This window comes from Bradyrhizobium elkanii WSM2783 (assembly GCF_000472865.1).
GTDB lineage: Bacteria > Pseudomonadota > Alphaproteobacteria > Rhizobiales > Xanthobacteraceae > Bradyrhizobium > Bradyrhizobium elkanii_A.
Map to the genome: position 1 here is coordinate 33127 of NZ_AXAP01000029.1, position 22974 is coordinate 56100.

Genomic DNA, 22974 nt, shown 5'->3' on the forward strand with positions numbered 1-22974 from the left:
ATATCTCGGGTTCATGCCGCCGTCCGGCGCTTCAGCCATGCCTGCAAGGCTTGCTGCCCCGCTTCGCGCTCGGCCTTCTTCAGGGTCTTGGCCCGGCGGGGGGTCAGCGCGACCGGCGACTTCATCCAATCGGCGTCGAGCCAATCGGGGGAGGTCGGAAGGGTGTTGATCGCCTCGATCAGCTTGGGTTGCGGCACGCTGGTATAGAGGCGGCTCATGTCGTCCGCCGCGTGGCCCATGATCTGATCTTTAATGTGCGGATGGACCCCGTTCACGACTAGCTGGGTCGAGACCGAGTGCCGGGCGGTGTATGGGGCCACGTCGAAGATATGGGTCCGCAGCCGGGCGGCGGCGATGGCCTTCTTCATCTGACCGCCGTTGTCGTCATAGACCGTGAAGGGAGCGCCGTCCCATGTGCGGACCAACTTACCCGGCCGGTTCTCGACCAAGTCGCTCAGCAACGGAACTAGGGCCTCATGGATCGGGACGCCGCGCGGCTCGCCGATCTTGGACTTGGGGATCGTGATCCACCGGCCGGGCACGTTGACCTGGGCGGTCTCCATCACGAAAAGCTCGATGGGACGCAATCCGGTGTAAAACAGGATTGTCATGATGATCTGGTTGGCGACGCCCAAGCCCTGCACGAAGCGCCAGCCGGTGCCGTAATCGACCGGATAGGAGCCGACGCGCTTCGCCTTGATCGAGAGGACATTAGTCCCCTTCGGCTTCTTCGCGCGCACCCATAGCTTCGGTGTGGCCCACTCTGCCCGGCAGGCGTTACGCCAGATCGCAATAAACGGTGTCCATAGCTGGCGGTTGATCGTGTCGTATTGACAATTGGGATAAAGCGTCTTCGCGATCCCGTTCATCTTGTCTTGAGTGATGTCCTTCAGAAGGACGCCTTCAAGCTCCTTCATCAGGCCGGACCATTGGCTGGTCTCTTCGTCGAACGTACCAAGGAAGCGCGGCGAGCCGCCGTTGGCAAGGTACGACTCGACGGCCTCATGGAATGTCACCACGGCCTGCTTGCCGTGAACGACCTCCGCGAGAAGGCGGCCCTCTCGTTTTATGCGGAGCGCTTCGGCCGTTTTTTTGTCAGTAGTTTTTGTAGACTCGTAGACCTCTTGCCCTTTGTCGTCCGTGCCCCGGATGATCCAGTTCGATTTGCCGGGGGTTCGTTGCCAGAGATAGAGACGCATGACTTCATTCCACGCCAGATAGTCAGGATGTCCGCTTCCTCGAAGCGGTAGTCGCGCCCGACGCGAGCAGCGCCGGGCAGATGCTTCGCCACCAAGGCATAGAGCGTCTTGCGCGACACACGCAGACGCACCATCACTTCGGCGGCGGTCGAGATGGTGCCGAGCGGCACGTTGTCGTTCGCCGCCTTCATGCTCGCTTCACCTTGAGCACGACGACGACGTTGCGCATGCGCTTGGCTTGCTTCGCAGCAATCCGCTCGCGGCGCTCTTCCTTAAACTCGGGATCGACGGCGCGCCGACGAAGTTCGTCTCTCAATGCGGCCTTGTGTTTCGCGTCGCTCGGTTGCGATAGTGCGGTGCTCATTGTCTCTCGCGGGATCATTGGGATTGCCACGGACCGACGACGGATAACCCGGTTTTAAGCCGGTTTACGGCCGGATGCAAGGGCCGATGCGGCAATGATTGGTGATGTCAGGCGTAGGCGTGCTCGACCGTGACGTTGCTGTTGACGCCGCGCACGGCAGCGATCACGGCATCCATGCGCATATTGATCTCGAAGCCGCGGAAGCGAGCGTCGAGCAGAGCGAGCGCAACGGACTCAACGTCCGGCTTTGCGCCGCGCGCTCTGGCGGCTTCGATCATTCGCTGCGTGGTGATGTCGTTGATGTCAGTGAGCGACATGGGTCTGGCAATCCTGCAAGAGCGAGTGTTGATCGGGGTGGATGGTCGGTCGTTCTTTTCGCTTGCTCTTGAAGCGCACCGGCCGGATCGCGGTCGGATCGCGCAGGAAGGGGAAGCGTTCGTGGATGCCGGTGACGATCTCGATCAGCGCCGTGATCGTCTGCGGCATGGTCAGCCCGAGCTTGTCGGCGATGGGCTGAAGCTCTTCGCGGATTTCGTCTGGCAAAACCTTCGCACGCGGCACCGCGACGAAGTCCCATCCGAGAAAGCCGAGCACCGCTTCGAGCGACTCAAGACCCGGCTTGTTCTTGCGACGCCACGCCTTGATCGACGCGCGGCGAACGCCAGAGCCTTCTTCGGTCTCGTCATAGGTGATGCGTAGACGCGCCATCTCTGCGAAGACCAACTTCACATGAGGGCCGACGCGCTCAGGCATCGTGACCGTGCGCCGGGACGCGCGGTCGCGGGTGCGACTATTCATGCTTCGGCCCCGATGCGAGATCGGTGGCGATATTCATCATGGCGATGACGCCGGTCAGATGTTCATCGTCAGCCTGGAACAGGATACGGCGGTTGCGATGATCGGGATGGAGCGCGATGCTGCTCGCACGGAACGAGTTCAGCATCGTCTTCATGAACTGTCCGTTGATTCCAAAGGCGTCGATCTCGCCGTTGATCGTGGCCTCGACCACGTCCACGCTGCCGCCGGTCTGGCTGCCGACCGCGATCACAAAGCCGTCTTCCGAACCGGCGCACTGCAAGCGATGGCCCAATTCCTTCGATGCGAAGGTTTCGAGCAGCGCGACGGTGTTCGCACACGACTCGCGGCTGACGACGATGTTCTCCGACACCGGGTTCGAGACGAGCGGCAGGTAGTTCGGATACGTGCCGACCAGCAACGAAGAGCAGAAACGAGTCGCGTCGGTGTAGAAGAAGATCGAGCTTGAGTTGACGACGACATTCACTACGTCGGCGCTGCGGAAGAGACGCAGCACGGAGTTGACCGTCTCAGACGAGAGGATCACGCCGGGGCGGTTGTCGTTCAGCGGCATGTCGTCGGCACCATCGGGCGCAGGAACCGTCGCCTTGAACAGGATCGTGCCGGTGGTGCCAACGGCGGCCAGGCGCTTGCCGTTCTCGGCGACATGCAGGAAGACGCCTGCCATCGGCGAGTTCGGAATGCTGGCAAGCGCCTGGGCGGTGTGGCCGAACAGCCGGACGAGATCAGCGCCTTCGATGGCGAACTGCGCGCCGTCCATCGTGTATTCGCGAGCAGGCCAGTCTTCTGCGGCGAGCGTCGGGAAGGTGGTGCGCGATCGCCCCGCCTTGACGATCAACTCATACTTCGTCGGGTCCACGCTCACAGAGACATCGACGCCCTTCCGCAGACGGTCCACGACGGCCTTGAGCTTCATTGCATCGACGGTGGTCGCGCCGCTGGCCTCCACTTCACACGGGCCGGTCGCTTCGACCATCATCTCGAAGTCGGTGGTGGCAATGGAGATCGCGCCGTCCTGCACGATGATCCGCGCGTTATTCGCGATCACGGCAGGCGAGTTCTTCGGTGCGCTGGAAACGCCACGCGCTACAATGTCAGCGAGAGTGTCGCGATTGATCTTGAATTTCACAGAAGGCTCCCTTGCTTGGCCGTATGGAAATGATGGGGGTTGCCGACGTGCGCCTTGCAGTCGTCAACGGTCGGATATTTCGGGTTGGTGAAGAGATGCAGCCGGTGCATCGCGTCGTCGTACTGAGCGGCGCGGATCACCGCGTCGATCTCGTCACGGATCGCGACATCTTCGAGCGTCGCGAGATGGCGGCGAGCAATCATCGAGTCGCCTTCGCTCAGGGCGGTGTATGCGCGCAGAAGAGCGAGGTAGTCCGCATAGGACAAGCTCGGCTTCACGGAGCCGCCGCGCATCGGACACTCGGACACCGGCGGATTGGCAGCGCTGCAGTCGCCGCTACAATTGGGGCAGGGCTCACGCATGGGTCAGCACCCCAATTCGCGTCGCCGCGCCCATGAATTGAGCGAATGCAAAGTCGGGCGACCAGCACTCGATCCGAACATCGAGCGGCGTCATATCGTCGGAGTTTGAGGCCCACGGGGCTGGCGGCGGGGCCATGATTTGCGCGGCCTCCGCAAGACCAATGCGCACGTCGAGCGCCTTGATATGGGCGGGGATAGGCCAGTCGATGTCAAACCGCTCGGCGATGCAGAGCATCAGCCGGTGCTCAATCGCCTTGTAGTTAGCGAGGTCCGGCTTGATAGGGCGGATGACATCGCGAAGATAACCCTCGCTTCCGTCGTGCAGCAGCGTGGTCCGCTGATCGCGAAGCGAGGCACCGCACCTACGGGCCTCGCGCCACATCAGCACGCTATGTTCTGCGACCGAGTAGAACTTGAGAGTGTGACCGCCGTATCGGCAGTCCTTGGACAAGGCCGCAGCGATGTCGATAATGTCGAGGTCTTCGACCTGGGGGTCTAGCGGCCAGAATTGCTTGCCGCTGTAGGTTTGCATCCAGTCGCCGCGACGCGCGGCGGTAGCGTTCCGATGGTCCATGATCCGTTGCCCCTCCCGTGAGGCTGCAACGGACCATATGGATTTCTATCCGTTATGTCAACGGATGACAACGGATGATAACGGATGAAAAAATCAAATCAATTCACAGGAACCCACAATCCGGTCGAGCGACTTCACCTTTGACCGGGGGATTTCCGTAATGGCTTCGTCGCCCAAGCAACGCACGCTGATCTTGTCGGGAGAGATCGTAACGACTTCTCGGATGGCGACTCGATCATCGGTCTGCCGAACAACTGCGAAGCCACCATGCACAACCGGCTTGCTCGGATTAACGATCACCACTTCGCCTATGCGATAGCGCGGCGCATTCGTGTCGTCAGGAACCGTGATGGCATAGGCATCGGAATCGCCGTAGGGGGTTGTCCACGTAACGCGACGGCTATCGACCAGCGCGAAGAAGCCGTCAGGATCAGTCAGGCCAATTCTATAGAGCGGGAGATGGGACACACCACCGGCCTGCTCGCGCCAGGAATCCCGGTGACGCCAGTCCGGTGATGTTGAAGGCTCGTTGGTGTCGAGCCCTGCGATTCGTGGGGTATCCTGCTCGCCGAAAAAGTAGGCGACATCAGTATCGAGTACCGAAGCGAGCTTCGCCAGCGATTCGCGTGTGGGGTTCAGCGACTTTCCCGAAAGCAGATCGTTAACGTAGCTCAGTCCTAGTCCAGCACGGCGCGATGCCTCATTCCGCGACATATGCGCCGCCGTCACGCGCTCCTCGACACGTGACTTTATAGTTCCGAGCGCGGGATGCGCTTTGCTGCGCTTCTCATCTGCTCTCGACTTCATGTGCTTCAACCCCCTCCGTACTCTACTCAACACCATGGTCGCTTGCCCTCTTTAGACTACGTCTTTCAGGTTAGCCACCCGATCACTCACACCTAGTTTAGTGTCCAGCGACGGACGGACTCGCACATTTTGTGTTTCCATCCGTCGCCATCCGTTGACACTTCCGAAGCCGGCCGTTAGATAAAGTTCAACGGTTTCAGCAAAAGGTTGCCAACTGATTCGGCTTAAAACCGGAATGGCGACGGATGTCAAGCGGGTTCCAGAGATGGATTTGGCTCTCGAAACGAAGGAAGCTCTGGTCGAGCGCGTCGGCCTACTCGAACGCAAGTTCGCCGACCTGCGCCAATCAATGCTCGCGTCCGTCGCGCTCCCGTCGAACTGGCGGCTGACGCCCAAGGAGCGTGACCTGTTCCTGGCACTGCTCTCGAACGGCATCGTCACGAAACAGATGGCGATGCTCATTCTCTACGGCACCGCAGATCGGCCGACCCATAGCGTGGACGTGTTCATGTCCCGCATCCGCTCGAAGACCAAATCCCATTCCGTGAAGATCGAGACGATCAATCGCACTGGCTACCGGCTCGTTGACCGGCTGGTGTGGAGGAAGACTTTGAAGCTCGACATCCCCGTCGAGCACTAACCGGGGAGCCACATGGCAATCTCACTGAAGGGCAGCGTTAAGAAGAAGTCGGCTGCGGAAGACCAACCGATCCTTACGATCTATGGCGTGCCGAAGATCGGCAAGTCGTCGCTGGCTGCTGAGTTTCCGCGTCCGATCTTCATCCAGACGGCGGCGGGCGAAAGCGTCCCGGCGGGCATCGTCGCGGACACCATCGAAGTCCGCACCTACAACGATCTGTGCGAGGCAATCGGCGCGCTGGTCAATGAAGACCACAACTACGCGACCGCCGTCTTCGACTCGACGACGGGACTCGAGAACCTGATCCGCTCGGAAGCCTGCGCGCGCAACGGCTGGAAGAACGTCGAAGAACCCGGCTACGGCAAGGGCTACAAGGTCGCTGCGAGCATCTTCCTCGAATACATCGACGGCATCATGACGCTGCGCTCGGTCAAGCAGATGGCCGTGGTGCAACTCGGTCACTGCGACATCAGCCGCTTCGAGTCCCCGACGACGGACCCGTATTCGCGCTACCGCGTCAACCTGCACAAGGATGCGGCCGACATCGTTGAAGCGAACAGCGATGTGATCGCGTTCCTCAACTTCAAGGCTTCCATCAAGAAGGTCGATGCCGGGTTCAACAAGCAGCTTACGCACGCCGAAGGTGGCGGGTCGCGTTGGATGTTCCTCGAAGAGCGGCCCGGCTTCATCGCTGGCAACCGCTTCGGCATGCCTCCTGAGATGCAGTTCAAGCAGGGGCAGGGCTACGCGGCGCTCGCCAAGTACCTGCCTGCGCCCCTCGCCGAAGCCGCCTGATCACCGAAACACTCGAACGCCATAGGAGAGAGACATGGCACAACTGAACGTGAACCTTGCCGACGTGAATGAAAAGGACGCGGAGGGTGGTGGCGGCGTAATCATCCCGCGCGACCGCTATCTGCTCAACATCGTCGAAGGCGAGGTCAAGCAAAACTCGAAGAAGACCGGCGATCTCTTCGAGTTCAAGACCGAAGTCATCGAAGGCGAGTTCGCTGGCGTGAAGGTCTTTGGCAACATCAACGTCACCCATCAGAACGTGACGGCGCAGAAGATCGGTCAGGCTCAGTTGGCGGCTCTCGCTGAAGCGACCGGCATTGGCAAGGCCAATCTGACTGACACCGATCAGCTTCTCTTCCAGCCGTTCTATGCCGACCTCGATGTCGAGACTTACAAGGCTAACAACGGGCAAGACAAAGAGCGCATGGTGATCAAGAAGTACATCCATGCGGGCAACGCGAACGAGCCGCCCCCGAGCAAGGAAGCCCCGGCCGCGAACGACAACAAGAAGGCGGCGACCACCACCCAGCCGAATCCCTCGACTGCTCGCCAGACGCAGAACGGCGGCTCGGCCGCTTCCGGCGCTGCTCGGCAGATGCCCTGGCAGCGCACCGCCTAACGGCGCGCTGGTCTAGCGCCGGGGCTCTAGCCCCGGCACCTTCTTCCTTCCCGACAGACTGCAGTCTGCATAACGCGCTTCGGCGCGAACGACAGAGGCTTGCCTAATGGCACCGTTGCCGAGACCCCATAGCGCCACAACTGAAGCGATCTACGCCGCCTATGCGAAGGCGCGTAGCCAAGCTTGGGACTCCATCGGCATCTCGATCTCGCTTCTTGGCGAAGAGTGCGAGCGATCCCTTTGGTACACCTTCCGCTGGGCCTCGCAGCCCGAAGTGATCGACGGCCTGAAGGCCATCACATTCGAGACCGGCGAAATCGAAGAGACGCGGCTGCTCAACGCGCTGCGCATGATCGGCTGCGAAGTGGACGATGTCGATGATCGCGGCAAGCAGTATCGCGCTGCGGCCGTCGCCGGGCACGTGCGCGGCAAGACGGACGGCAAGGTGCTCGGCCTACCGGAAGCTCCGAAGACTTGGCACGTCGTCGAGTGCAAGTCGATGAAGGACGAATATTGGCAGAAGGTGAAGAAGGAAGGCGTCCGTAAGGGCTATTTCACGCATTGGGTGCAGTTGAACACCTACTGCCATCTATTCGGCTACGAGCGCGGCGTTTACATCTGCCGAAACAAGAACACCGGCGAGGTCTACAGCGAGCGCATCGAGACGGATCACGCCGAAGCGATCCGGCTGCTCATGCGCGCCGAGCGCATCGTGAAGTATGCGAACCCGCCGCCGCGTCTGCACGAAGACCCAAATGCGAAGATGGCCTTCAAGTGCCGGACGATGTGCAACCATCTCGCCATCTGCCATCAGCATTCATTCGCGCGCCTTTCATGCCGCACCTGCATCCACGCAACACCCGAGATGTTCGGCGACGCTGCATGGTCATGTGTTCGCTGGAATAAGCCGCTCGCGCTAGCCGAGCAAAAGCAAGCCTGTCCGGCTCATATCTTCCTGCCGTCGCTTGTCCCCGGCGAACTGATCGACGCGAGTGATGAAGAAGAGTGGGCGCTTTACACGCTGCGTGACGGGCGCGAGTGGCGAGACGGCGTGAAGCCAGAGCCGCAGCTTCGCTACTGGCACCATCCCGAAAGTGGCTGCGTCTTCTCAACCCGGATCGACGAACCGGCTCCCAATGAGCAAGGCGGCATCGACGGCGCGCACTGCGAAGAGATCGACTTCGCCGACTTCGTCAAGCTCACCGACCACTACGCATCACAAGGGGATTGACGCGCGATGTCTGTGTTTCCGTTCAAGACCCGCTTCATCGAGACGAAGCGCGGCCAGTGCATGTTCTTCCTGCCGGGAGAGTCCAGCATGGAAGGCCTCGTGTGCGGCGCGCCGACCGAGAAGTCTTTCTGCGACTGCCATCACAAGGCGACGCATCAGCCCCTCAAGGACAGCAAAGTCTACTACCTCGACGCTTCGTCGGTGGCATCTCACGGCGGCGATGATCATGAGCCCGATCTGACGGAGATGTTGTCGTGAGGTTTCCGCTGATTTACGCCGATCCGGCGTGGACCTTCGAGACGTGGTCTGAAGAAGGCAAGGATCACTCGCCCGAGCAGCACTATGACTGCATGTCGCTCGCCGATATCCAGGCATTGCCGGTTGGCGAGATAGCGGCCGAAGACTCCGGCTGCCTCATGTGGTGCGTCGATCCGCTGCTCGACAAGGGCATTGAGACGCTGAAGCGGTGGGGCTTCAACTACTGCACGGTCGGCTTCTACTACGTCAAAGTCGGTCGCGGACTGCGCCCACACAAGGGCATGGGCTATTGGACTCGCGCCAATCCCGAGATTTGCATCTTCGGAACCAAAGGTCGGCCGAAGCGCAAGGGCAAGGATGTCGCGCGGCTGATCCTCGAAATGGACCCCGACGACAAGGTGATGCTCTCGCCGCGTGGCGAGCACTCGCAGAAGCCGCTCGAAGCCTACAGCCGCATCGAGCGCCTGATCGACGGTCCATACCTCGAAATATTCGCCCGTCATGCTCGCGGTGGCTGGCACCAATGGGGCAACGAAGTCGGCAAGACCGGCGGCACCCCGAACCTCGTTCACCTTCCCAACTATCCGGCTCGCGCTTCCAACGACAACTTACTCTTCGGTGCGGCCAATGGCATTTGAACTTAGATACTATCAGCGCGACGCAATCGACGCGGTCTATGACTACTGGCAGAAAAATCCTGCCGGTAATCCCCTTATCGTTATCCCGACCGGAGGGGGCAAGTCACCGGTGCTTGGCACCATCACGGAAGAGATGATCGGCTTCGAGCCGCAGACGCGCATCGTCATGGCGACGCACGTTGCAGAACTGATCGAGCAGAACTACGCCGAACTGGTCGGCCTGTGGCCGTTCGCACCGGCTGGCATCTTCTCGGCCGGGCTGGGGCGCAGAGATGCGCACTCTCAAATCATCTTCGGCGGCATCCAGACGATGTGGAGGCACGCTGCCCGTATCGGTCATGTCGATCTGCTGATCATCGACGAAGCGCACATGCTGCCGCCGGACGCGGAGACGATGTACGGCAAGTTCATTGCGGCGCTGAAGAAGATCAACCCGAAGATGTTGATCCTGGGCCTGACCGCGACGCCGTATCGCACCAACTCCGGTATGCTCACGGAGGGCGACGACGCGATGTTCGACGCCATCGTCTACGAAATCTCGATCCGCGAGCTTATCGAAAAGGGCTTCCTGTGCCCGCTGGTCTCGAAGGCCACCGCCACCGCGAAGACAATGGTCGATTTCAGCAAGCTCCGTCGCTCCAGCGGCGAGTTCACCGATAAGTCGCTCAAGGCCGTGTTCGACAAGAGCGAGATCACGGAAGCGGCGGTCGATGAGATCATTGGCTACGCGACCAGCAACGAGAGGCCGCGCAAGTCATGGCTTTTGTTCTGCGCTGGCGTTGAGCACGCATTCCATGTTCGTGACGCGATCCGCGCACGCGGCTATTCATGCGAAACGATCCACGGCGGCATGGAGAAGGGTGAGCGCAACCGGATTCTTGAAGACCTCAAGTCCGGCAAGCTTACGTCAGTCACCAACTACGGCGTTCTCACGACCGGTACCAACATCAAGCGCATCGACCTGATCGCGCTGTTGCGGGCGACGGACAGCACGCAGCTTTATGTTCAGATGTGCGGGCGCGGAACGCGTCTCTTGGGCGACACGCTCGAAGAGTCCATCCGCAACGGGAAGGAAGATTGTCTCGTTCTCGACTTCGGTGGCAACGTCCGCAGGCACGGGCCAATCGATTGCGTCAAGATCAAGAAACCGGGCAAGGGCGGCGGTGAAGCACCGGTGAAGGAATGCCCGAAGTGCTTCTCGCTGATCTTCGCCGGTCTGATGGAGTGCCCTGACTGCGGTCACAAGTTTGAGCGTGATGTTGAGAAGAACATCAAGCAGACCGCCGACGCCGCGCCGATTATGTCGGTGACGAAGCCCGAATGGATCCCGGTGAAGCGGCGCACGTTCTATCGGCACGATAAGCCCGGCGGCACGCCGAGCATTCGCGTCGAGTACCTGTGCGGGTCGGTCTCGCACAAGGAATGGATTTGCCCCGAACATCAGGGCTTCGCCCGCGTAAAGTTCGAAAAGTGGTGGCGGCAGCACACCGGCAAGGACGACGCGCCGTTCTCGATCCAAGAGACGTTCGACCGCGCGAAAGAGCTTTGCGAGACCGCCGAGATCATGATCAAGGCGAACGGTAAGCATTGGGAGATCGTCGCGCGCAGGCTCGGCGAGATCGCGCCCGAAGGGCAGTCGCAGTCGTTCGTGTCGGTGCAGCCGTCGCGCGAAGCGATCATGAATCGGTGGGCTGAACTGAACCCGAAGCCGACGACGGACGCACCGAAGCCTTGGGCGACGAAGGCCCCGGTGGCGAATGACAACAACCGCGCCGTGATGCCTGGGCACATCAAACCGGCTGCGGCAGTTCGGACCACGGCTCCGTGGAATGCGCAGATGACGCCGCCGCTGCCGCAGACGCGCGCGCCTTGGGGCAACGCCGATCTCGACGACGACATTCCGTTTTGAGGGGACGACTGTGGGGAAGTTTCACAAGGCGCTTCGGCGCAACGAGTCGTTCCTGAAGTTGAGCGACTACCTGAATGAACATGGCTACCGCTTCGAGCCGTTCCATGCGGGCAAGCATCCGTATGTTGTCGTGCATCTCGAAGGTGGGAGATCGGTGAAGTTCTTCTTTCCATCGAGTGCCGGTGATCGCCGGTCTGCCGACAACTGCGTGTCGCAGATCAAGCGCGTAATCCGCGACCGTCTAGCGAGCAATGACAATCATGCGCGTGTTTGATCCCGAGCCCATCTGTTGCGGCGTTTGCCGCCGCGAGGCGACCGGCATTGGCTATGCACCTAAGCAGGGCAAGCCTGTGCTTTGGCTCTGCGAAGAACCGGAATGTATCTCACTAGGAAAGGCCATCTTCCACATGATGCCGAAGACTCTCACCGTGACTGAAGCCCTCGCACTTCAAGACGCTGGCGCTGATGCCGGGGCGTACCTCGAACGGCTCGGCAAGTTCAACCTGTCCGAACTGACCGAGAAAGAATGGTCAACCTTCCTGACCACCATCCTCAACGCCTACGGCGAGAACATGCGCAAGCGTGTGACCCAGGCTATTGCTCCCTTCTGAGGACTCTCTTCGATGATCGAATCTCCTTTCGCGCAGACCGGGCCGGGGCTCTATGAAAACGGCTTCAATCCGATCCCGATCATGCCGAACAGTAAGTTGCCGGGACAATACGCTGACGATAGCTGGCGCGCATACAAGGGCTGGAACGACTTCTGCACCACGCGGCCAAGCCAGTTGCAGATCAACTACTGGTCAAAGTGGCCGAACGCCGGTGTTGGCGTGGCCTGCGGCATGGGACTGATCTGCATCGACATCGATCTCGAAGCGGCGATGACGGCGCTGCTCGAAATGCTGCCGCCGTCGAACGTGCAGAAAAAGGGCCGCAAGGGCATCTCACTCTTCTATCGCGGCAACACGGATGTCATCCGCTCGCGCAACTTCCGCACGCCTGAAAAGGTCGGTCTTGTCGATCTGCTCTCGGAAGGCAAGCAGACGGTGTTGCCGCCTTCGATCCATCCTGACACCGGCGAGCCGTATTATTGGTGGACCGACGACACGCTGATGGACCTTCGGCTCGATGACCTTACCGAGTTGCCCAACGATATAGCCGAGCGCATCGGCGAAGTGCTGAAGGCGTTCGGCTATGATCCCCAGGCTGACCGGCGCTATGAGCCCCCGGCCGACATCCCCGATGTCAGTCAGTGCCATTCGACCGACTTCTTCCGCAAGCTGAACGAAGACGCGCTGTCGAACCTGCATGCCTGGGTGCCGAAGCTGGCGCTGCCGAAGGGCCGGTGGCTTGGGGCTAAGTACCGCGCGGTCGCGCCCTGGCGCTCGTCCGGCTCGGGCCGTCCGATGGCGAAGCGCCATCCGAACCTATCCTTCGACCCGACCGGCATTCAGGACTTCGGCACTATGGAGACCTTCACGCCGATCAACGTTGTCATGAAGGCGATGGAGCTTGGCGAGGCGCAACGGGACGCGGCCGTGCAATGGCTGGGCGAGCAGCTTGGCTATAACTTCGGCGTCGAGATCGACCTGCGCTCGCGGCGGAAGGAAGCCACGCAGATGGCGGAAGCCGCTGCACGTGAGGCGGCGCGAGGGAAGGCGGTCATCGAGTCGACGCCGGTCGCCTCGGGGCAGTCATGGGTCGAGCGCCAGATGTCGGAAGGCAAGACTCCGTGGGTGACAACGACCCCGCCGAAGACGGAAACCACCACGGTCGCACCGCCTTCCAACGTGCCCGCTACGGTGCCTGCGGAGCCCGCTGGCGAGCTTGTCGAAGATCCTGCTACGGATGCCGAGCACAACGAGATCGCGCCCACGATGGCGGAATTGGAGGCTCTGTGCCATCCGCCGGGACTGGTCGGCGACATCATGGATTGGATCGCCGCGTCTACGTCGAGTCCGTCGCGCCCTCTCGCCCTTGGGCCTGCTCTCGGCTTCGTGGGGACGCTCGCCGGGCGTCATCACGCCGGGCCGACGAACCTGCGCACCAACCTCTACATCGTCGCCCTGGCTCCCTCTGGCTACGGCAAGGACCATCCTCGCAAGGCGCTTCAGCGGCTCGCCATCGAATCCGGTCTTGACCGATATCTCGGGCCGGAAGGCTTCCTGTCGGATTCGGCGCTCCGCAAGACCATCGAGCACAACCCGTCGCAGTTGTCGCTCATTGACGAGTTCGGCGGCTTCATCTCGAAGATCATGGATCGGCGCGCCGGGACGCATCAGTCAAGTATCCGGCAGATGCTCATGACCATGTTCACGTCGGCCGATGGCATGTTCAAGGGCACGGCGGCGGCGGCCGAAAGTGCGACGCCGATCTACAACCCAAACTTCTCGATTTACGGAACTAGCACGCCGTTCGATTTCTGGCCCGCGATGTCCGGCAAGGGCATCTCGGACGGCTTCCTGCCGCGCTGGCTCGTCCTGACGATCACCGGCGACCCGGCGGATGGTGTCGAGCCGACGATGTCGCTCGATCCGCCGACGAAGCTGATCGAGGATTGCCGGGCGATCATCACCCACAACGGCGCTGGCAATTTGCCGGACTCGTCCTCGCGCCCGATCCTGCGGCCTCGCGTCGCAGATTGGGGCGTCGGCGCGAAGGAACGGTGGATGGAGTTGCGATTGGCATTCAAGCGGCGCGGCGAGAAGTGTTCGCCGGACTTAGCCGCTCTGTGGACCCGCTTGATGGAGGTGGCGTTGCGCGTCGCTCATATCGTCGCCATCGGTGTCGATCCGACGAAGCCCGTGCTTACGCGCGATCTGGTCGATTGGGCGGCGAGGCTCATGGAGCTTTCGACCCGGCACTGCATCGTCGAGGTCAGCGACCGCCTGGCACTCAACGATAAGCAGGCCGAGTACCTGAAGGTTCGGCGCTGGATCAAGGAAGCCGGGGCGGCTGGCGTCACTAGCTCGGCGCTCAAGAAGATGGTCAACGGCGAGTTCGATCTGCGTCGGCTGAACGACATCACGCAACAGCTTCTCGAGTCCAAGCAGATCGAGCAGCGGTTCGCCTCGACCCCGACCGGCGGTCGGCCGTCGCATCGGTGGTTCGCGCTATAATGAGTGTGCCGACGAATAAAAAAAGCCCGCTGCGAAGCGGGCTCCCGTATTTTTGCGGCGATGGAAAGGGCGACTAGCCGTCGTCATCTTCGAACGCTGCGGTGAAGCTCTGAGCCGCCAGCGAGGCGGGCGAGACATGGGCAATCGGCTTGACGTAGCGACGAACGGCAGCGGCGAAGTCACCGACCGGCAAAGAGGTAAGTTCCGACATCGAAACCTCGCCCTTGGCGCGGCTGACGATTGCGGAAGAGCCGCCGAGCGCCAGCGTTCCGATCAGGATGGTGACGATCATCGCGGGCAGGCGCATCGCCTTCATCACTCCGTTGCGTCTCTGCGTATTCGCATAAAGCTGGAGTGCCTCTGCGCACAAAGCGCTATCGCTCGGCCCAAGCGTCACTTCTTCCCCAGCACTCAACGCTACAGCCAGCGCGAGCGCATCACCCCGATTTATCACGATTGATGGTCCTTTCTTGTCGAGGATACCTACCTCGATCCTTCCTTGGTGAGTGGCACGCAAGGCACCGGCGTTTTGTCGGTGCAACGTTGTCTATGTGTTCCCCTTATGTGCCGTCAATTGGGTGAGCGGTTAATAACGGGGAGAAAGCGATAAGATGCTAAACCACATCCTAGCGTTGGGTCGATCCACGCGCGTTCGTCAGTGATACAGACTCGCGGCGCGGATCACCTTCTGCCCGTAGACGGTGCATCGGGGACGAGCGTAGACACCGCGCTGATAGAGGCTCACGCCAGCGCACCCCGGGCCGCCGCGCGAGATCGCGATACGAAGGTATCGCATTCCGGCGCGGACGCCGGTGGAGCAATCGAACAAGTTGCCGGTGACGCCAACGCTGCGAGCGGTGGCAGGCTTCACCTGCATGATCCCCCGCTCGCCAGCACTTCCGCGAAGGCGGCAGTTATAGTTGCTCTCCACCTTGATCACGGCATGCGCGAGGCGGCGCGGAACGCCATGCTCGTCTGCGGCAGCATCGATCATTGAACGAAGGTCGGACCCGAACGCAGGCAAAGAGGTCCCTATCACGGCCGCGAGTGCGACCGCGCTCAGAAGGCGCTTCATGTTTTCGTCTCCTACTAGGCCGCTATGGCTTCACACTCGAAGCGCCGGGCCTCCTCTCGGCGACGCTGGTTTTCTTTGTGCGTCACCATTTCCAGATGATCCGCGTTCACGCATTTGCGTGTGCGGCAGCGATGATCGAGTTGCTTGCGTGGGGGGATCGGGCCATGTTCGAGCACGAACATCACGATATGGACGGCCATTGTGCCGCCATCGAGACACATGCGCGGATAGTCCTTACCCCTTCCGGTGCTCCCCGATGTTGGTCCTGTCCAGATGTGGCAGGGCGTATCGAGCGGCCCGTCCACGATCTCGACGCGCGCCATGACCTTCTCGCGAATCCGATCTCTGCGTGAAGTCATTTGGATCGCCTCAAGCGCGCAACTGGCGCTGCTTGAACGCCTCAATGTGGAACGCGCGATTGTGCGGCGTGTCGTTGACGGGCCATGGCACGCGAGACAGAGCGTTGCGACGCTGCCCGCCCTCGACCCAGGTATGCAGCAACTCGGCGAACGGATTGCCGTTCGCGCGAGTGCGGTTGACGATCTTCACGTCAACGTCGGTCAGGACGCGCGCCATCTCACGCGGCGTCCTTCTCGGTGGTCACGCCGAGCAAGGCCAGATTCACGTCAACGATGGCGATCTGTTGCGAGATGATCAGCTTCATCTCGGGCACCATCTTCTCGACGATGTCGGGCCGAACGTCCTGCGTGTTCAGCATCGGCGACTTGATCGTGATGCGCGGCTCGGCGTCGAGACGCAAGAGCAGGCCGTTGAGGTAGTCGCGTTCCTTGATCAGTTCGCCGACTGCGGCGAAGTCATTCAGCTTCATTGTCCCCGTTCCCCAGGTTGTCGAGTCCATAGATGTTGCGGAAGGCGTCGCGGCTGATGTCTCTCGGATCAACCTCGACGATGTTCGGCGGAAGGGCTGCGTTCGGATCGGGCTCGACGGCGATGCCGTCCATTGCGATCCCGCCGCCGGTCAGAAAGCAGTGGTGATAGTCGGCGGCGCGCAGCTTCTCGGCGATCTCCGCGAACGCCGCCTGACTGATGGGAAGCCTGACCAGCGTGCTCACGATCCGTCACCCACGCGGTAGGCGGCGCGAAGTGCGTTAAGCCGCTTCTCGGTGTCAGCGAGCTTGGCCTGCAATTCGGCGGTGATCGCGCTGGTGAAGTTCGTGATCTCGCGGGCGAGATCGGTGCGTTCTGCGGTGACGTAGCCGAGCCCCATGGACTTCTGGCGCTCGTCAGCCGTCACGACGTACTTGCGATCAACGAAGGCTTGCGCCTGGGCGAGCAGAGCCGGGTTCTGAGTGCGCGCCATGTCAGTAGTGCTTTCCGTTCACGGCCTTGAGGCGAGCTTCCGCCTTGTGGTCGGGCCGCACTTCGTTGAAACGCAGCTTGTCGGCAGCGGCGGCACCAACTGCGAGGCGCTGGGCACCGGCGAGGTCGAAGATGCGAAAGAGCGCATCGGCAAGCTCGACGGTCAGGCCGGGGTAATTGGGCAGCTTGTCGTCTGCCAGATTCTTGCGATGGGCTTCCATCGCTTCGGCGATCTCGCTGACGGTCAGCATGAGCTTGGTCGGCACGATGAACCGCGCGTTGCGCAGGTCTTCGCCGGTGGCCGGGTCGATCCACCAATGCTTGTTGGCGTTGTGAACGACATCGGTCAGCCAGTCGATGCAGAAGCGAACGATGGTGGCGGGCTCATGAAACTCGGCGAGCGCATCGTCGATGATCTCGATAGCTGCGTTCGGTGCCTTGTCCTGAATGACTTCACGGGCATCAAGAAGCGCTTGCACGAACATGGCGGACTCGCCCGAGCGCTTCGCGTTCATCTGGATCAGCGTGTCGATGTTCGCGCGCAGTATGTCGGTCTGCGCCTTGGTGGCGGTCTGAGCCTTCAACTCGAACCAACCGTAGCCGAGCAGCAAGATGGTCATCGCGGTGAACAGGACGGCCATGGCGGTGTGGCCTGCGAGAGCGGACTCGATAGCGAGTGCGAGGCCGTGCCCACCGGCAACGATCCCGAAGAAGAGGCGAAACATGGAGTGATGCTTTCGTGAGAGGTTGAACCTGCAAGGATCGCTTGCAGGTTGGGGAGGGCTCAGTTGAGCGGTTGAACGTTGTGGGCGGGCGGCAGCTTCTTGCCGATCGCGCGAGCGCCTTCGGCCGTGACGCGGAAGATGCGCATCGCGCCGTACCCGGCGGCGAGGTCGCAGAACATCGCGCCCTTCTCGGCGAGGCTCTTGGCGAGCTTGATGTCTTGGCCGTTGGCGTGAACGGCCACGCGGTTGCGGTTGATGGAGCGTGAGCGTTCGAGGCCGAGCGCCCGGCGGACCAACATGCCTTCGTCGTGGGTGATGGCGTTCATGGTCATCCCCTCAAGCGAACAAGGCGTTCTGGTCGGCGTGCATTGCCTGCGGCGCGGAGCGACGCGGCTTTGCGGTGGTGGTGGGTTCGGGGAGGGGGACTTCCGTCTCACTGTCGCGATGGCGAAGGACGTGAGCGGTCATGCCGCTGGCGTTCTTGCGGCGATCCTTCAGCTTGATCAGGACGCCCTTCTTGACGAGTTCGGAGACGCGAGGGCGGATCGCCAGGACGTTCTCGCCCATCTGCTTGGCGATCTCGTCCGCCGTCAGGCGATAGCCGTGCTGCATAAGCTCGACGATCTTGAAGCGGAGCATGAAAGCTCGGCTGGCAATCTGCTCGGCGGCATCCTTGGATGCGCCGCCGCCCTTCGACCCCGGCGTGTTCGGATACTTCTCAGGCATAGACAAAGCTCTCCCGTTCGCCCCGAAGGGCGTTTTTCAGATCAGCGATGTGCGGTGGTGCTCCCGACCCAACCGGCCTGATTCAGGTCGGCTCCGCTGGAATCAACGGATACACGAAGGATCATCCGTCGCGCAAGGGATTTGTGAGAAATATCGACGGATTGTCCGCCGAGATGTGGTCGCTGCCTGTCAGAGCAGGCCGGGATCGCGCATGGAAATCGCGAACTCCATATTATCTTTTGGGAGCGGTTTGGGTTTTGCGAGGAAACGCCTGCAAAACTGAAACCTGCTCTGGCGCAGGGCTCAGGACGACCATTGAGGGGTATCCCCCATATATATAACAATAATATATACTTGTAATATTTATATAAGAAGATATGCGTGTAGGGCGTTACAGTTATATATAGGGGCGAAACCCCGAAATCGTCCATTGATATTATCCGGCTCGACGGATATCGACCCAAGATCGACGGATGGGAGTTGATATTATCCGATGCGCAGGAAGGTCATGTCGGAGTGGGACGCCAAGGCGGCGTTCCTAACCGTGCCGGACGATGGATGGTCCCTCGTTGGCTTCGCCAACGCCTTGCCGTGCCATCCAAGCGAGGCTGAGACCATTGCCCGGTATCTGCACCGGAAGAAGCTGATCTGGCTCTCAATGCGCCAAGGACACGGGCGGGTCTTCCCGGCGGCGATGCGCCCCGGTCGCGGTCGGCCGAAGGCGGCAGCCGTCGAGCAACCCGCACTGATCGACCCGGTACTGGCTGGCTTCCTGACGCAGGCGCATCCGACGTTCCTGAAGATCAGGCTGTTGCTCGGCCGTGATCCCGGCGGTGCGTGGAACGAGCATCAGGCGCTCAAGGCCGAGATCAAGTTCGCGATCACGGTCGAGGCGACGAACCTGATGACGCTCTGCCGGACGTTCGCCAAAGAACACCCCACCATCCCCGTTGCGGCGCTCCGTGATGCTCTCTGGCTCGATAGGCCGCACACCATGCCCATCGTCGCGCAGACGCAGCCCGATCTCGCTATGGCCGGCTCTGAGCAGTTCGCCGAGCAGCCGAAGGGGAAGCGACGCCTCTCGAAGAACCTGACCGACGAAGAGCGGATGATCTCCTACATCGAAGCTGCCGGTCGGACCGGCATCGCGGCGTATGAGATCGCGAACAAGGGCAAGATCGCTCGCGACCGCGTCGTGCAGATCGGTGAGATGTTCGAGAACATAGGCGTGATCCGCTCGGCGGTGGTCCGAACGTCGGATCGAGGCCGTAGGGGTACGCGGTATTTTATGCGGAAGTACGGCGAGCCGGTGATCGGCGAGGGCGGGCGCCTAGTTATCCCGGTGTGACTATCGTCTTCCAGCCAAGTCGGCCCGTGCCGCTATCCAGTCTGCGCCGAGAACGTCCGCTCGCTGGGCTTAGCTGGAAGTAAGCGGTGCGGGTCGGAGTGAGAGCTTCGGATTGCAGCTTTCAGTTGCGCTTATCAAATTAATGAACTAGATCGTTGGTGAAGCTGCAGATCGAAAGAATAAGAGTGGCAATACAATCGGGTCTATTCTCAAGCCTGGAAATTCAGGGATGGCGACAGTTTGACTATGTGAAGTTAGACTTGCATCCAAAGCTGACGATTTTGACGGGCGCGAATGGATGTGGGAAAACCACACTACTAAACCTGTTTTCACGGCATTTTGGGTATCAAGCACCTATACTTGCAACACCTAAATTGAGCGAAACCGGCGTGGTTTCGTACGCGCTTGATCTTTTCAAGAGCGCTGCCTGGAAAATGTTCGGCCGCGAGGAAACAATTTCCCAACCGGTAAATCATATAGGCAAGATGCAGTACACGGATGGTTCTGCGTCTCCTATCGTTGTCCCTAACGGCAATTCAGTTCAGTACCAACTTCAATTTCAATCTCAACAGGCCGTCGCCGGCGTCAATATTGCTTCGCATCGGCCAGTTTCGAACTATCAGCCGGTCGCCAATATTCCCGTCAACGCGATGACGCCGTCGGCTGCTTACAGTTCCTACTTCACAGAAACGGTAAATCGATTTCAAGGGGGACATACCGGATATTCGCCAACATACAGGATGAAAGAAGCCCTGATTTCGATGGCAACGTTTGGCCCCGGGAACAATCGGATTCAGCGCAATGTCGCGGCAGACGAAGCTTTGTCAGGTTTTGAAGCTATTTTGCGGAAAGTGCTACCGAAGACACTTGGCTTCCAAAGCATCTTAATCCGGCAGACCGACATCGTACTCTCCACCGCGTCTGGGGAGTTCCTTTTAGATGCAGCATCTGGCGGCGTAATGGCATTAATCGACATATGCTGGCAGATACATTTGTATTCGCTGAACAACACGCACTTCGTCGTAACAATGGATGAGCCAGAGAATCATCTTCACCCATCGATGCAGCGATCTCTCATGGGCGACCTCATAACGGCGTTTCCACGTGTGCAATTTATCGTTGCAACTCATAGCCCGTTTGTTGTTTCGTCGACTCGAGACTCTACCGTTTACGCACTCCGCTATTTTGTAGATGAAACTAAAGCGTTGACGGAAAGGCGACGCATCTACAGTCAAAAGCTGGACCTGGTTGAAAAGGCCGGAACCGCCGGTGAAATTTTGCGTGAAGTGCTTGGCGTTCCAGTGACAGCCCCTGAGTGGGTTGAGACGGAATTGAACAATATCGTACGTCAGTACGTCGGCACGCCGATCACCAAGGAGCGGTTGGCAAACTTAAAAACGGATCTTATCAACGCCGGTTTGGGCGAATATTTTTCCGACGCGTTAGCAGGGCTAGCAAAACCAAATGATATCTCTTCGCAAATCCGCTGAACCAAGCATTCTAGCCGCTAACAAAGAGCGATGGACCCAAGAGCTACTGGGTGGGAACGACGATGCTCTGGTAAAGCGCAAATATGCCCTCGGTCCGATTAAGGCGGCGATCATCGAGGAAACGAACGGCAAGTGTGCGTTTTGCGAGAGCAAGTTACTTCACATTGCGTACGGCGACGTAGAACACATAACTCCCAAAAAATGGGAGAAGGCACTCGCCTTCGAGTGGTTTAACCTGACGCTCGCCTGCGACGTATGCAACACTAACAAAGGGACCAAGACGGATATTTTTGACCCATATAGCGATGACCCATCATCGCATTTCTGGTTCGTCGGTCCTTTCATTTTCGCAACGCCGACCGCTAGTTTAGCGGCAGAAATTTCACTCGTCGCGCTTGATTTGAACAGGGCGAATTTGGTTGAAAGACGCGGCGAGCGAATCAAGAACCTAGAGCGCAATTTAAAGGTTATCGTCAACTGCCCGCAGGTCGAACTACGGAAAGTACTATCGGAAGCATTGTTGAAAAACGAGAGCGATGCTTCAAAAGAATTTTGCGCTTGTAGCCGAGCTTTCTTGGATGATCCTCGGGTGGCGGCGATGATGTGAGCTTCACGCGAGTTCAGGTTGAGTGAGGCCACCCGATGTCCAAAAAACGCTTTGGCCCACTTCGGACCTTCAAGTCTGTGCCGAGCATGTCCGCTTACCGGGCTAAACCGGAACAAGCCATGACGGAGACCGGATCGGTCTCTCTTGATGCGGTGATCTGCGCGAAGATTCGCGCATGGAAACCCGCATCGTCAACAACATCCCTGAGTGGCGTTATCAGGCGGAAGTCATAGCCCGCCTTCACGCGCTCGAAGACGCCGGGCTTCCGATCACCTGCGCCGGTGATATGAACCGAGCCAAGCGCACCCGACGCGAGCGCATGGAAGCCAAGGTCACGGGCCTTACGGCGGGCGAGCCCGACGTCCGCGTTTATATCACCGGCGGTTTTCTGCTCAGCTTCGAACTGAAGACGCCGAAGGGGTCGCGCTCGAAGGATCAGAAGGATCGGCACAAGAAGCTGATCGGCCTGGGCTTCACTGTGATCACGATCAAGGCGAAGACGCCGGAAGAGATTGCCGACGAAGTCGAGCGGATCGTGCGGAGCTATCTGTAGTGCAGATCACGCTCGCGCTCGAAAAGGGGATGCTCGAACGCCTCGATCAGCTTCGAGATCGCAGCATCAACACCGCGACCGCAAAAGCGCTGACCTTCACCGCGAAGGACGCCCAACAGGCGTTGCGCACACAGATTCCAAGTATCTTCGTGCTTCGTCGGCCATGGGTTGTCGGTGGCATCCGCATCCGCCCTGCCAACGGCAGCACGCTCATGGCGACGGTGGGCAGCATCGACAAGTACATGGAGCGCCATGTCATCGGTGCGGGCAAGGAGAAGTATCCCGACAACGCTCTGTCGATCCGCGCGAAGCGAGATAGCCGTGGCCGTCTCGCGTCGGGCGGCATCCTGATCAAGCCTTACGGATCGATTGGCAGTGCGCCGGTGCATACCGTTGTGCGCCGCCAGTTGAAGCGCATGGACGGTCAGAAGCGGAAGCCGTTTCATATCGTCACGAAGAACGGGAAGGTGATCGTCGTTCGCCGCCGGACGAAGAAGCGTTTTCCGCTGGAAACCCTCGCCGTGCTGCAAGGGAGTGCGACCATCAACGAGCATTGGGATTTCCTCGGGACCGTGTCCGGCGTTGTCCAGGCGCGTTTCCCCAATCACTTCTATCGCGCAGTCGTCAATGCGGCGACGCGGTGAAGGGTCCATGAGCGAAACGACTCCAC

The 22974-nt window shown here is 60.1% G+C and carries 34 protein-coding genes; 15 read left to right on the forward strand and 19 right to left on the reverse strand.

The window, feature by feature from the left end; all coding sequences use genetic code 11:
- Nucleotides 1-11 precede the first annotated feature (11 nt).
- The 9 genes from YY7_RS0123825 to YY7_RS0123860 all read right to left on the reverse strand — a co-directional run bounded on the left by YY7_RS0123825 (nt 12) and on the right by YY7_RS0123860 (nt 5251).
- Nucleotides 12-1154: a tyrosine-type recombinase/integrase gene (locus YY7_RS0123825; protein ID WP_433994523.1), complete on the reverse strand. Its 1143-nt coding sequence runs from the start codon at nt 1152-1154 to the stop codon at nt 12-14.
- Nucleotides 1067-1390: a helix-turn-helix domain-containing protein gene (locus YY7_RS65120; RefSeq protein ID WP_080663817.1), complete on the reverse strand. Its 324-nt coding sequence runs from the start codon at nt 1388-1390 to the stop codon at nt 1067-1069. Before YY7_RS65120 ends, YY7_RS0123825 begins: the two co-directional genes overlap by 88 nt.
- The gene (locus tag YY7_RS60600; protein ID WP_155255300.1) at nt 1387-1563 is read right to left on the reverse strand and encodes a hypothetical protein; all 177 of its coding nucleotides are present in this window, start codon (nt 1561-1563) and stop codon (nt 1387-1389) included. Before YY7_RS60600 ends, YY7_RS65120 begins: the two co-directional genes overlap by 4 nt.
- A gap of 107 nt (nt 1564-1670) precedes the next feature.
- A complete protein-coding gene (locus tag YY7_RS0123835) occupies nt 1671-1880 on the reverse strand; it encodes a hypothetical protein (RefSeq protein ID WP_028165437.1) in 210 nt (69 codons plus the stop codon).
- Nucleotides 1867-2361, reverse strand: a complete 495-nt coding sequence (locus tag YY7_RS0123840) for a hypothetical protein (RefSeq protein WP_028165438.1) — start codon at nt 2359-2361, stop codon at nt 1867-1869. The genes YY7_RS0123835 and YY7_RS0123840 overlap by 14 nt, the downstream gene beginning before the upstream one ends.
- Nucleotides 2354-3508, reverse strand: coding sequence for a DNA-directed DNA polymerase (locus YY7_RS0123845; RefSeq protein WP_028165439.1), 1155 nt, complete (start codon nt 3506-3508; stop codon nt 2354-2356). Before YY7_RS0123845 ends, YY7_RS0123840 begins: the two co-directional genes overlap by 8 nt.
- Complete coding sequence (locus YY7_RS0123850) at nt 3505-3801, reverse strand: hypothetical protein (protein ID WP_028165440.1); 297 nt, start codon at nt 3799-3801, stop codon at nt 3505-3507. The genes YY7_RS0123845 and YY7_RS0123850 overlap by 4 nt, the downstream gene beginning before the upstream one ends.
- 61 nt (nt 3802-3862) lie before the next feature.
- Nucleotides 3863-4444, reverse strand: coding sequence for a hypothetical protein (locus tag YY7_RS52555; RefSeq protein WP_051396870.1), 582 nt, complete (start codon nt 4442-4444; stop codon nt 3863-3865).
- 93 nt (nt 4445-4537) lie between these two features.
- Nucleotides 4538-5251, reverse strand: coding sequence for an XRE family transcriptional regulator (locus YY7_RS0123860; protein WP_245287368.1), 714 nt, complete (start codon nt 5249-5251; stop codon nt 4538-4540).
- Between the two features lie 265 nt (nt 5252-5516).
- On the opposite strand from YY7_RS0123860, the gene YY7_RS0123865 reads away from it, so the two are divergent.
- From YY7_RS0123865 to YY7_RS0123910, 10 genes are all read left to right on the forward strand, one after another.
- Nucleotides 5517-5891, forward strand: coding sequence for a helix-turn-helix domain-containing protein (locus YY7_RS0123865; protein ID WP_433994522.1), 375 nt, complete (start codon nt 5517-5519; stop codon nt 5889-5891).
- Nucleotides 5892-5903: 12 nt separating this feature from the next.
- Nucleotides 5904-6686, forward strand: coding sequence for an ATP-binding protein (locus YY7_RS0123870; protein WP_028165443.1), 783 nt, complete (start codon nt 5904-5906; stop codon nt 6684-6686).
- 34 nt (nt 6687-6720) lie between these two features.
- The gene (locus YY7_RS0123875; protein WP_028165444.1) at nt 6721-7305 is read left to right on the forward strand and encodes a DUF669 domain-containing protein; all 585 of its coding nucleotides are present in this window, start codon (nt 6721-6723) and stop codon (nt 7303-7305) included.
- 106 nt (nt 7306-7411) lie between these two features.
- Entirely contained in the window at nt 7412-8536 is a 1125-nt protein-coding gene (locus YY7_RS0123880; protein WP_028165445.1) for a hypothetical protein, read from the forward strand.
- 6 nt (nt 8537-8542) lie between these two features.
- On the forward strand, nt 8543-8794 hold the full coding sequence (locus tag YY7_RS0123885) for a hypothetical protein (protein ID WP_028165446.1): 252 nt from the start codon (nt 8543-8545) through the stop codon (nt 8792-8794).
- Entirely contained in the window at nt 8791-9432 is a 642-nt protein-coding gene (locus tag YY7_RS52560) for an MT-A70 family methyltransferase (RefSeq protein WP_035690688.1), read from the forward strand. The genes YY7_RS0123885 and YY7_RS52560 overlap by 4 nt, the downstream gene beginning before the upstream one ends.
- Nucleotides 9422-11341: a DEAD/DEAH box helicase gene (locus tag YY7_RS0123895; protein ID WP_028165447.1), complete on the forward strand. Its 1920-nt coding sequence runs from the start codon at nt 9422-9424 to the stop codon at nt 11339-11341. Before YY7_RS52560 ends, YY7_RS0123895 begins: the two co-directional genes overlap by 11 nt.
- Nucleotides 11342-11399: 58 nt before the next feature.
- Entirely contained in the window at nt 11400-11615 is a 216-nt protein-coding gene (locus tag YY7_RS0123900) for a hypothetical protein (protein WP_245287370.1), read from the forward strand.
- Nucleotides 11602-11952, forward strand: a complete 351-nt coding sequence (locus tag YY7_RS0123905; protein ID WP_028165449.1) for a DUF6511 domain-containing protein — start codon at nt 11602-11604, stop codon at nt 11950-11952. The genes YY7_RS0123900 and YY7_RS0123905 overlap by 14 nt, the downstream gene beginning before the upstream one ends.
- A 12-nt stretch (nt 11953-11964) precedes the next feature.
- Nucleotides 11965-14460: a bifunctional DNA primase/polymerase gene (locus tag YY7_RS0123910; protein ID WP_028165450.1), complete on the forward strand. Its 2496-nt coding sequence runs from the start codon at nt 11965-11967 to the stop codon at nt 14458-14460.
- A gap of 73 nt (nt 14461-14533) precedes the next feature.
- Here YY7_RS0123910 and YY7_RS0123915 read toward each other — a convergent pair whose 3' ends face one another.
- The 10 genes from YY7_RS0123915 to YY7_RS0123960 all read right to left on the reverse strand — a co-directional run bounded on the left by YY7_RS0123915 (nt 14534) and on the right by YY7_RS0123960 (nt 18306).
- Nucleotides 14534-14776: a hypothetical protein gene (locus YY7_RS0123915; protein WP_028165451.1), complete on the reverse strand. Its 243-nt coding sequence runs from the start codon at nt 14774-14776 to the stop codon at nt 14534-14536.
- Nucleotides 14777-15115: 339 nt separating this feature from the next.
- On the reverse strand, nt 15116-15535 hold the full coding sequence (locus YY7_RS52565) for a transglycosylase SLT domain-containing protein (protein WP_051396871.1): 420 nt from the start codon (nt 15533-15535) through the stop codon (nt 15116-15118).
- A 14-nt stretch (nt 15536-15549) separates the two neighbouring features.
- Nucleotides 15550-15894, reverse strand: coding sequence for an HNH endonuclease signature motif containing protein (locus YY7_RS0123925; RefSeq protein ID WP_028165452.1), 345 nt, complete (start codon nt 15892-15894; stop codon nt 15550-15552).
- A gap of 10 nt (nt 15895-15904) precedes the next feature.
- Nucleotides 15905-16111, reverse strand: coding sequence for a hypothetical protein (locus tag YY7_RS0123930; RefSeq protein ID WP_028165453.1), 207 nt, complete (start codon nt 16109-16111; stop codon nt 15905-15907).
- A gap of 1 nt (nt 16112) precedes the next feature.
- Nucleotides 16113-16364: a hypothetical protein gene (locus YY7_RS0123935; RefSeq protein WP_028165454.1), complete on the reverse strand. Its 252-nt coding sequence runs from the start codon at nt 16362-16364 to the stop codon at nt 16113-16115.
- Nucleotides 16351-16608 (reverse strand): hypothetical protein, encoded by a 258-nt coding sequence (locus tag YY7_RS0123940; protein WP_028165455.1) that lies wholly within the window; start codon nt 16606-16608, stop codon nt 16351-16353. Before YY7_RS0123940 ends, YY7_RS0123935 begins: the two co-directional genes overlap by 14 nt.
- The gene (locus YY7_RS0123945; protein WP_028165456.1) at nt 16605-16856 is read right to left on the reverse strand and encodes a hypothetical protein; all 252 of its coding nucleotides are present in this window, start codon (nt 16854-16856) and stop codon (nt 16605-16607) included. The genes YY7_RS0123940 and YY7_RS0123945 overlap by 4 nt, the downstream gene beginning before the upstream one ends.
- Before the next feature lies 1 nt (nt 16857).
- The gene (locus YY7_RS60605; protein WP_155255301.1) at nt 16858-17466 is read right to left on the reverse strand and encodes a hypothetical protein; all 609 of its coding nucleotides are present in this window, start codon (nt 17464-17466) and stop codon (nt 16858-16860) included.
- 173 nt (nt 17467-17639) lie between these two features.
- On the reverse strand, nt 17640-17906 hold the full coding sequence (locus YY7_RS0123955) for a hypothetical protein (protein ID WP_155255302.1): 267 nt from the start codon (nt 17904-17906) through the stop codon (nt 17640-17642).
- 10 nt (nt 17907-17916) lie between these two features.
- Nucleotides 17917-18306, reverse strand: coding sequence for a hypothetical protein (locus tag YY7_RS0123960; protein ID WP_028165459.1), 390 nt, complete (start codon nt 18304-18306; stop codon nt 17917-17919).
- Nucleotides 18307-18799: 493 nt separating this feature from the next.
- Here YY7_RS0123960 and YY7_RS0123965 point away from each other — a divergent pair, with 493 nt between their 5' ends.
- The 5 genes from YY7_RS0123965 to YY7_RS0123985 all read left to right on the forward strand — a co-directional run bounded on the left by YY7_RS0123965 (nt 18800) and on the right by YY7_RS0123985 (nt 22948).
- Nucleotides 18800-19654 (forward strand): hypothetical protein, encoded by an 855-nt coding sequence (locus YY7_RS0123965; protein ID WP_028165460.1) that lies wholly within the window; start codon nt 18800-18802, stop codon nt 19652-19654.
- Nucleotides 19655-19812: 158 nt separating this feature from the next.
- Entirely contained in the window at nt 19813-21144 is a 1332-nt protein-coding gene (locus YY7_RS0123970; protein WP_210164704.1) for an AAA family ATPase, read from the forward strand.
- Complete coding sequence (locus YY7_RS0123975; RefSeq protein WP_028165462.1) at nt 21119-21751, forward strand: HNH endonuclease; 633 nt, start codon at nt 21119-21121, stop codon at nt 21749-21751. The genes YY7_RS0123970 and YY7_RS0123975 overlap by 26 nt, the downstream gene beginning before the upstream one ends.
- A gap of 175 nt (nt 21752-21926) precedes the next feature.
- Nucleotides 21927-22304, forward strand: coding sequence for a hypothetical protein (locus tag YY7_RS0123980; RefSeq protein WP_028165463.1), 378 nt, complete (start codon nt 21927-21929; stop codon nt 22302-22304).
- A complete protein-coding gene (locus YY7_RS0123985) occupies nt 22304-22948 on the forward strand; it encodes a hypothetical protein (RefSeq protein ID WP_028165464.1) in 645 nt (214 codons plus the stop codon). Before YY7_RS0123980 ends, YY7_RS0123985 begins: the two co-directional genes overlap by 1 nt.
- The last annotated feature ends 26 nt before the right edge of the window (nt 22949-22974 follow it).

Bases quoted from the DNA above. Each gene is read 5' to 3' on its own strand.
- YY7_RS65120 (WP_080663817.1), bottom strand. From the start codon at position 1,390: ATGAAGGCGGCGAACGACAACGTGCCGCTCGGCACCATCTCGACCGCC.
- YY7_RS60600 (WP_155255300.1), bottom strand. From the start codon at position 1,563: ATGAGCACCGCACTATCGCAACCGAGCGACGCGAAACACAAGGCCGCA.
- YY7_RS0123835 (WP_028165437.1), bottom strand. From the start codon at position 1,880: ATGTCGCTCACTGACATCAACGACATCACCACGCAGCGAATGATCGAA.
- YY7_RS0123840 (WP_028165438.1), bottom strand. From the start codon at position 2,361: ATGAATAGTCGCACCCGCGACCGCGCGTCCCGGCGCACGGTCACGATG.
- YY7_RS0123850 (WP_028165440.1), bottom strand. From the start codon at position 3,801: ATGCGCGGCGGCTCCGTGAAGCCGAGCTTGTCCTATGCGGACTACCTC.
- YY7_RS52555 (WP_051396870.1), bottom strand. From the start codon at position 4,444: ATGGACCATCGGAACGCTACCGCCGCGCGTCGCGGCGACTGGATGCAA.
- YY7_RS0123860 (WP_245287368.1), bottom strand. From the start codon at position 5,251: ATGAAGTCGAGAGCAGATGAGAAGCGCAGCAAAGCGCATCCCGCGCTC.
- YY7_RS0123865 (WP_433994522.1), top strand. From the start codon at position 5,517: ATGGATTTGGCTCTCGAAACGAAGGAAGCTCTGGTCGAGCGCGTCGGC.
- YY7_RS0123870 (WP_028165443.1), top strand. From the start codon at position 5,904: ATGGCAATCTCACTGAAGGGCAGCGTTAAGAAGAAGTCGGCTGCGGAA.
- YY7_RS0123875 (WP_028165444.1), top strand. From the start codon at position 6,721: ATGGCACAACTGAACGTGAACCTTGCCGACGTGAATGAAAAGGACGCG.
- YY7_RS0123880 (WP_028165445.1), top strand. From the start codon at position 7,412: ATGGCACCGTTGCCGAGACCCCATAGCGCCACAACTGAAGCGATCTAC.
- YY7_RS0123885 (WP_028165446.1), top strand. From the start codon at position 8,543: ATGTCTGTGTTTCCGTTCAAGACCCGCTTCATCGAGACGAAGCGCGGC.
- YY7_RS0123895 (WP_028165447.1), top strand. From the start codon at position 9,422: ATGGCATTTGAACTTAGATACTATCAGCGCGACGCAATCGACGCGGTC.
- YY7_RS0123905 (WP_028165449.1), top strand. From the start codon at position 11,602: ATGCGCGTGTTTGATCCCGAGCCCATCTGTTGCGGCGTTTGCCGCCGC.
- YY7_RS0123910 (WP_028165450.1), top strand. From the start codon at position 11,965: ATGATCGAATCTCCTTTCGCGCAGACCGGGCCGGGGCTCTATGAAAAC.
- YY7_RS0123915 (WP_028165451.1), bottom strand. From the start codon at position 14,776: ATGAAGGCGATGCGCCTGCCCGCGATGATCGTCACCATCCTGATCGGA.
- YY7_RS52565 (WP_051396871.1), bottom strand. From the start codon at position 15,535: ATGAAGCGCCTTCTGAGCGCGGTCGCACTCGCGGCCGTGATAGGGACC.
- YY7_RS0123925 (WP_028165452.1), bottom strand. From the start codon at position 15,894: ATGACTTCACGCAGAGATCGGATTCGCGAGAAGGTCATGGCGCGCGTC.
- YY7_RS0123930 (WP_028165453.1), bottom strand. From the start codon at position 16,111: ATGGCGCGCGTCCTGACCGACGTTGACGTGAAGATCGTCAACCGCACT.
- YY7_RS0123935 (WP_028165454.1), bottom strand. From the start codon at position 16,364: ATGAAGCTGAATGACTTCGCCGCAGTCGGCGAACTGATCAAGGAACGC.
- YY7_RS0123945 (WP_028165456.1), bottom strand. From the start codon at position 16,856: ATGGCGCGCACTCAGAACCCGGCTCTGCTCGCCCAGGCGCAAGCCTTC.
- YY7_RS0123955 (WP_155255302.1), bottom strand. From the start codon at position 17,906: ATGAACGCCATCACCCACGACGAAGGCATGTTGGTCCGCCGGGCGCTC.
- YY7_RS0123960 (WP_028165459.1), bottom strand. From the start codon at position 18,306: ATGCCTGAGAAGTATCCGAACACGCCGGGGTCGAAGGGCGGCGGCGCA.
- YY7_RS0123965 (WP_028165460.1), top strand. From the start codon at position 18,800: ATGCGCAGGAAGGTCATGTCGGAGTGGGACGCCAAGGCGGCGTTCCTA.
- YY7_RS0123975 (WP_028165462.1), top strand. From the start codon at position 21,119: ATGATATCTCTTCGCAAATCCGCTGAACCAAGCATTCTAGCCGCTAAC.
- YY7_RS0123980 (WP_028165463.1), top strand. From the start codon at position 21,927: ATGGAAACCCGCATCGTCAACAACATCCCTGAGTGGCGTTATCAGGCG.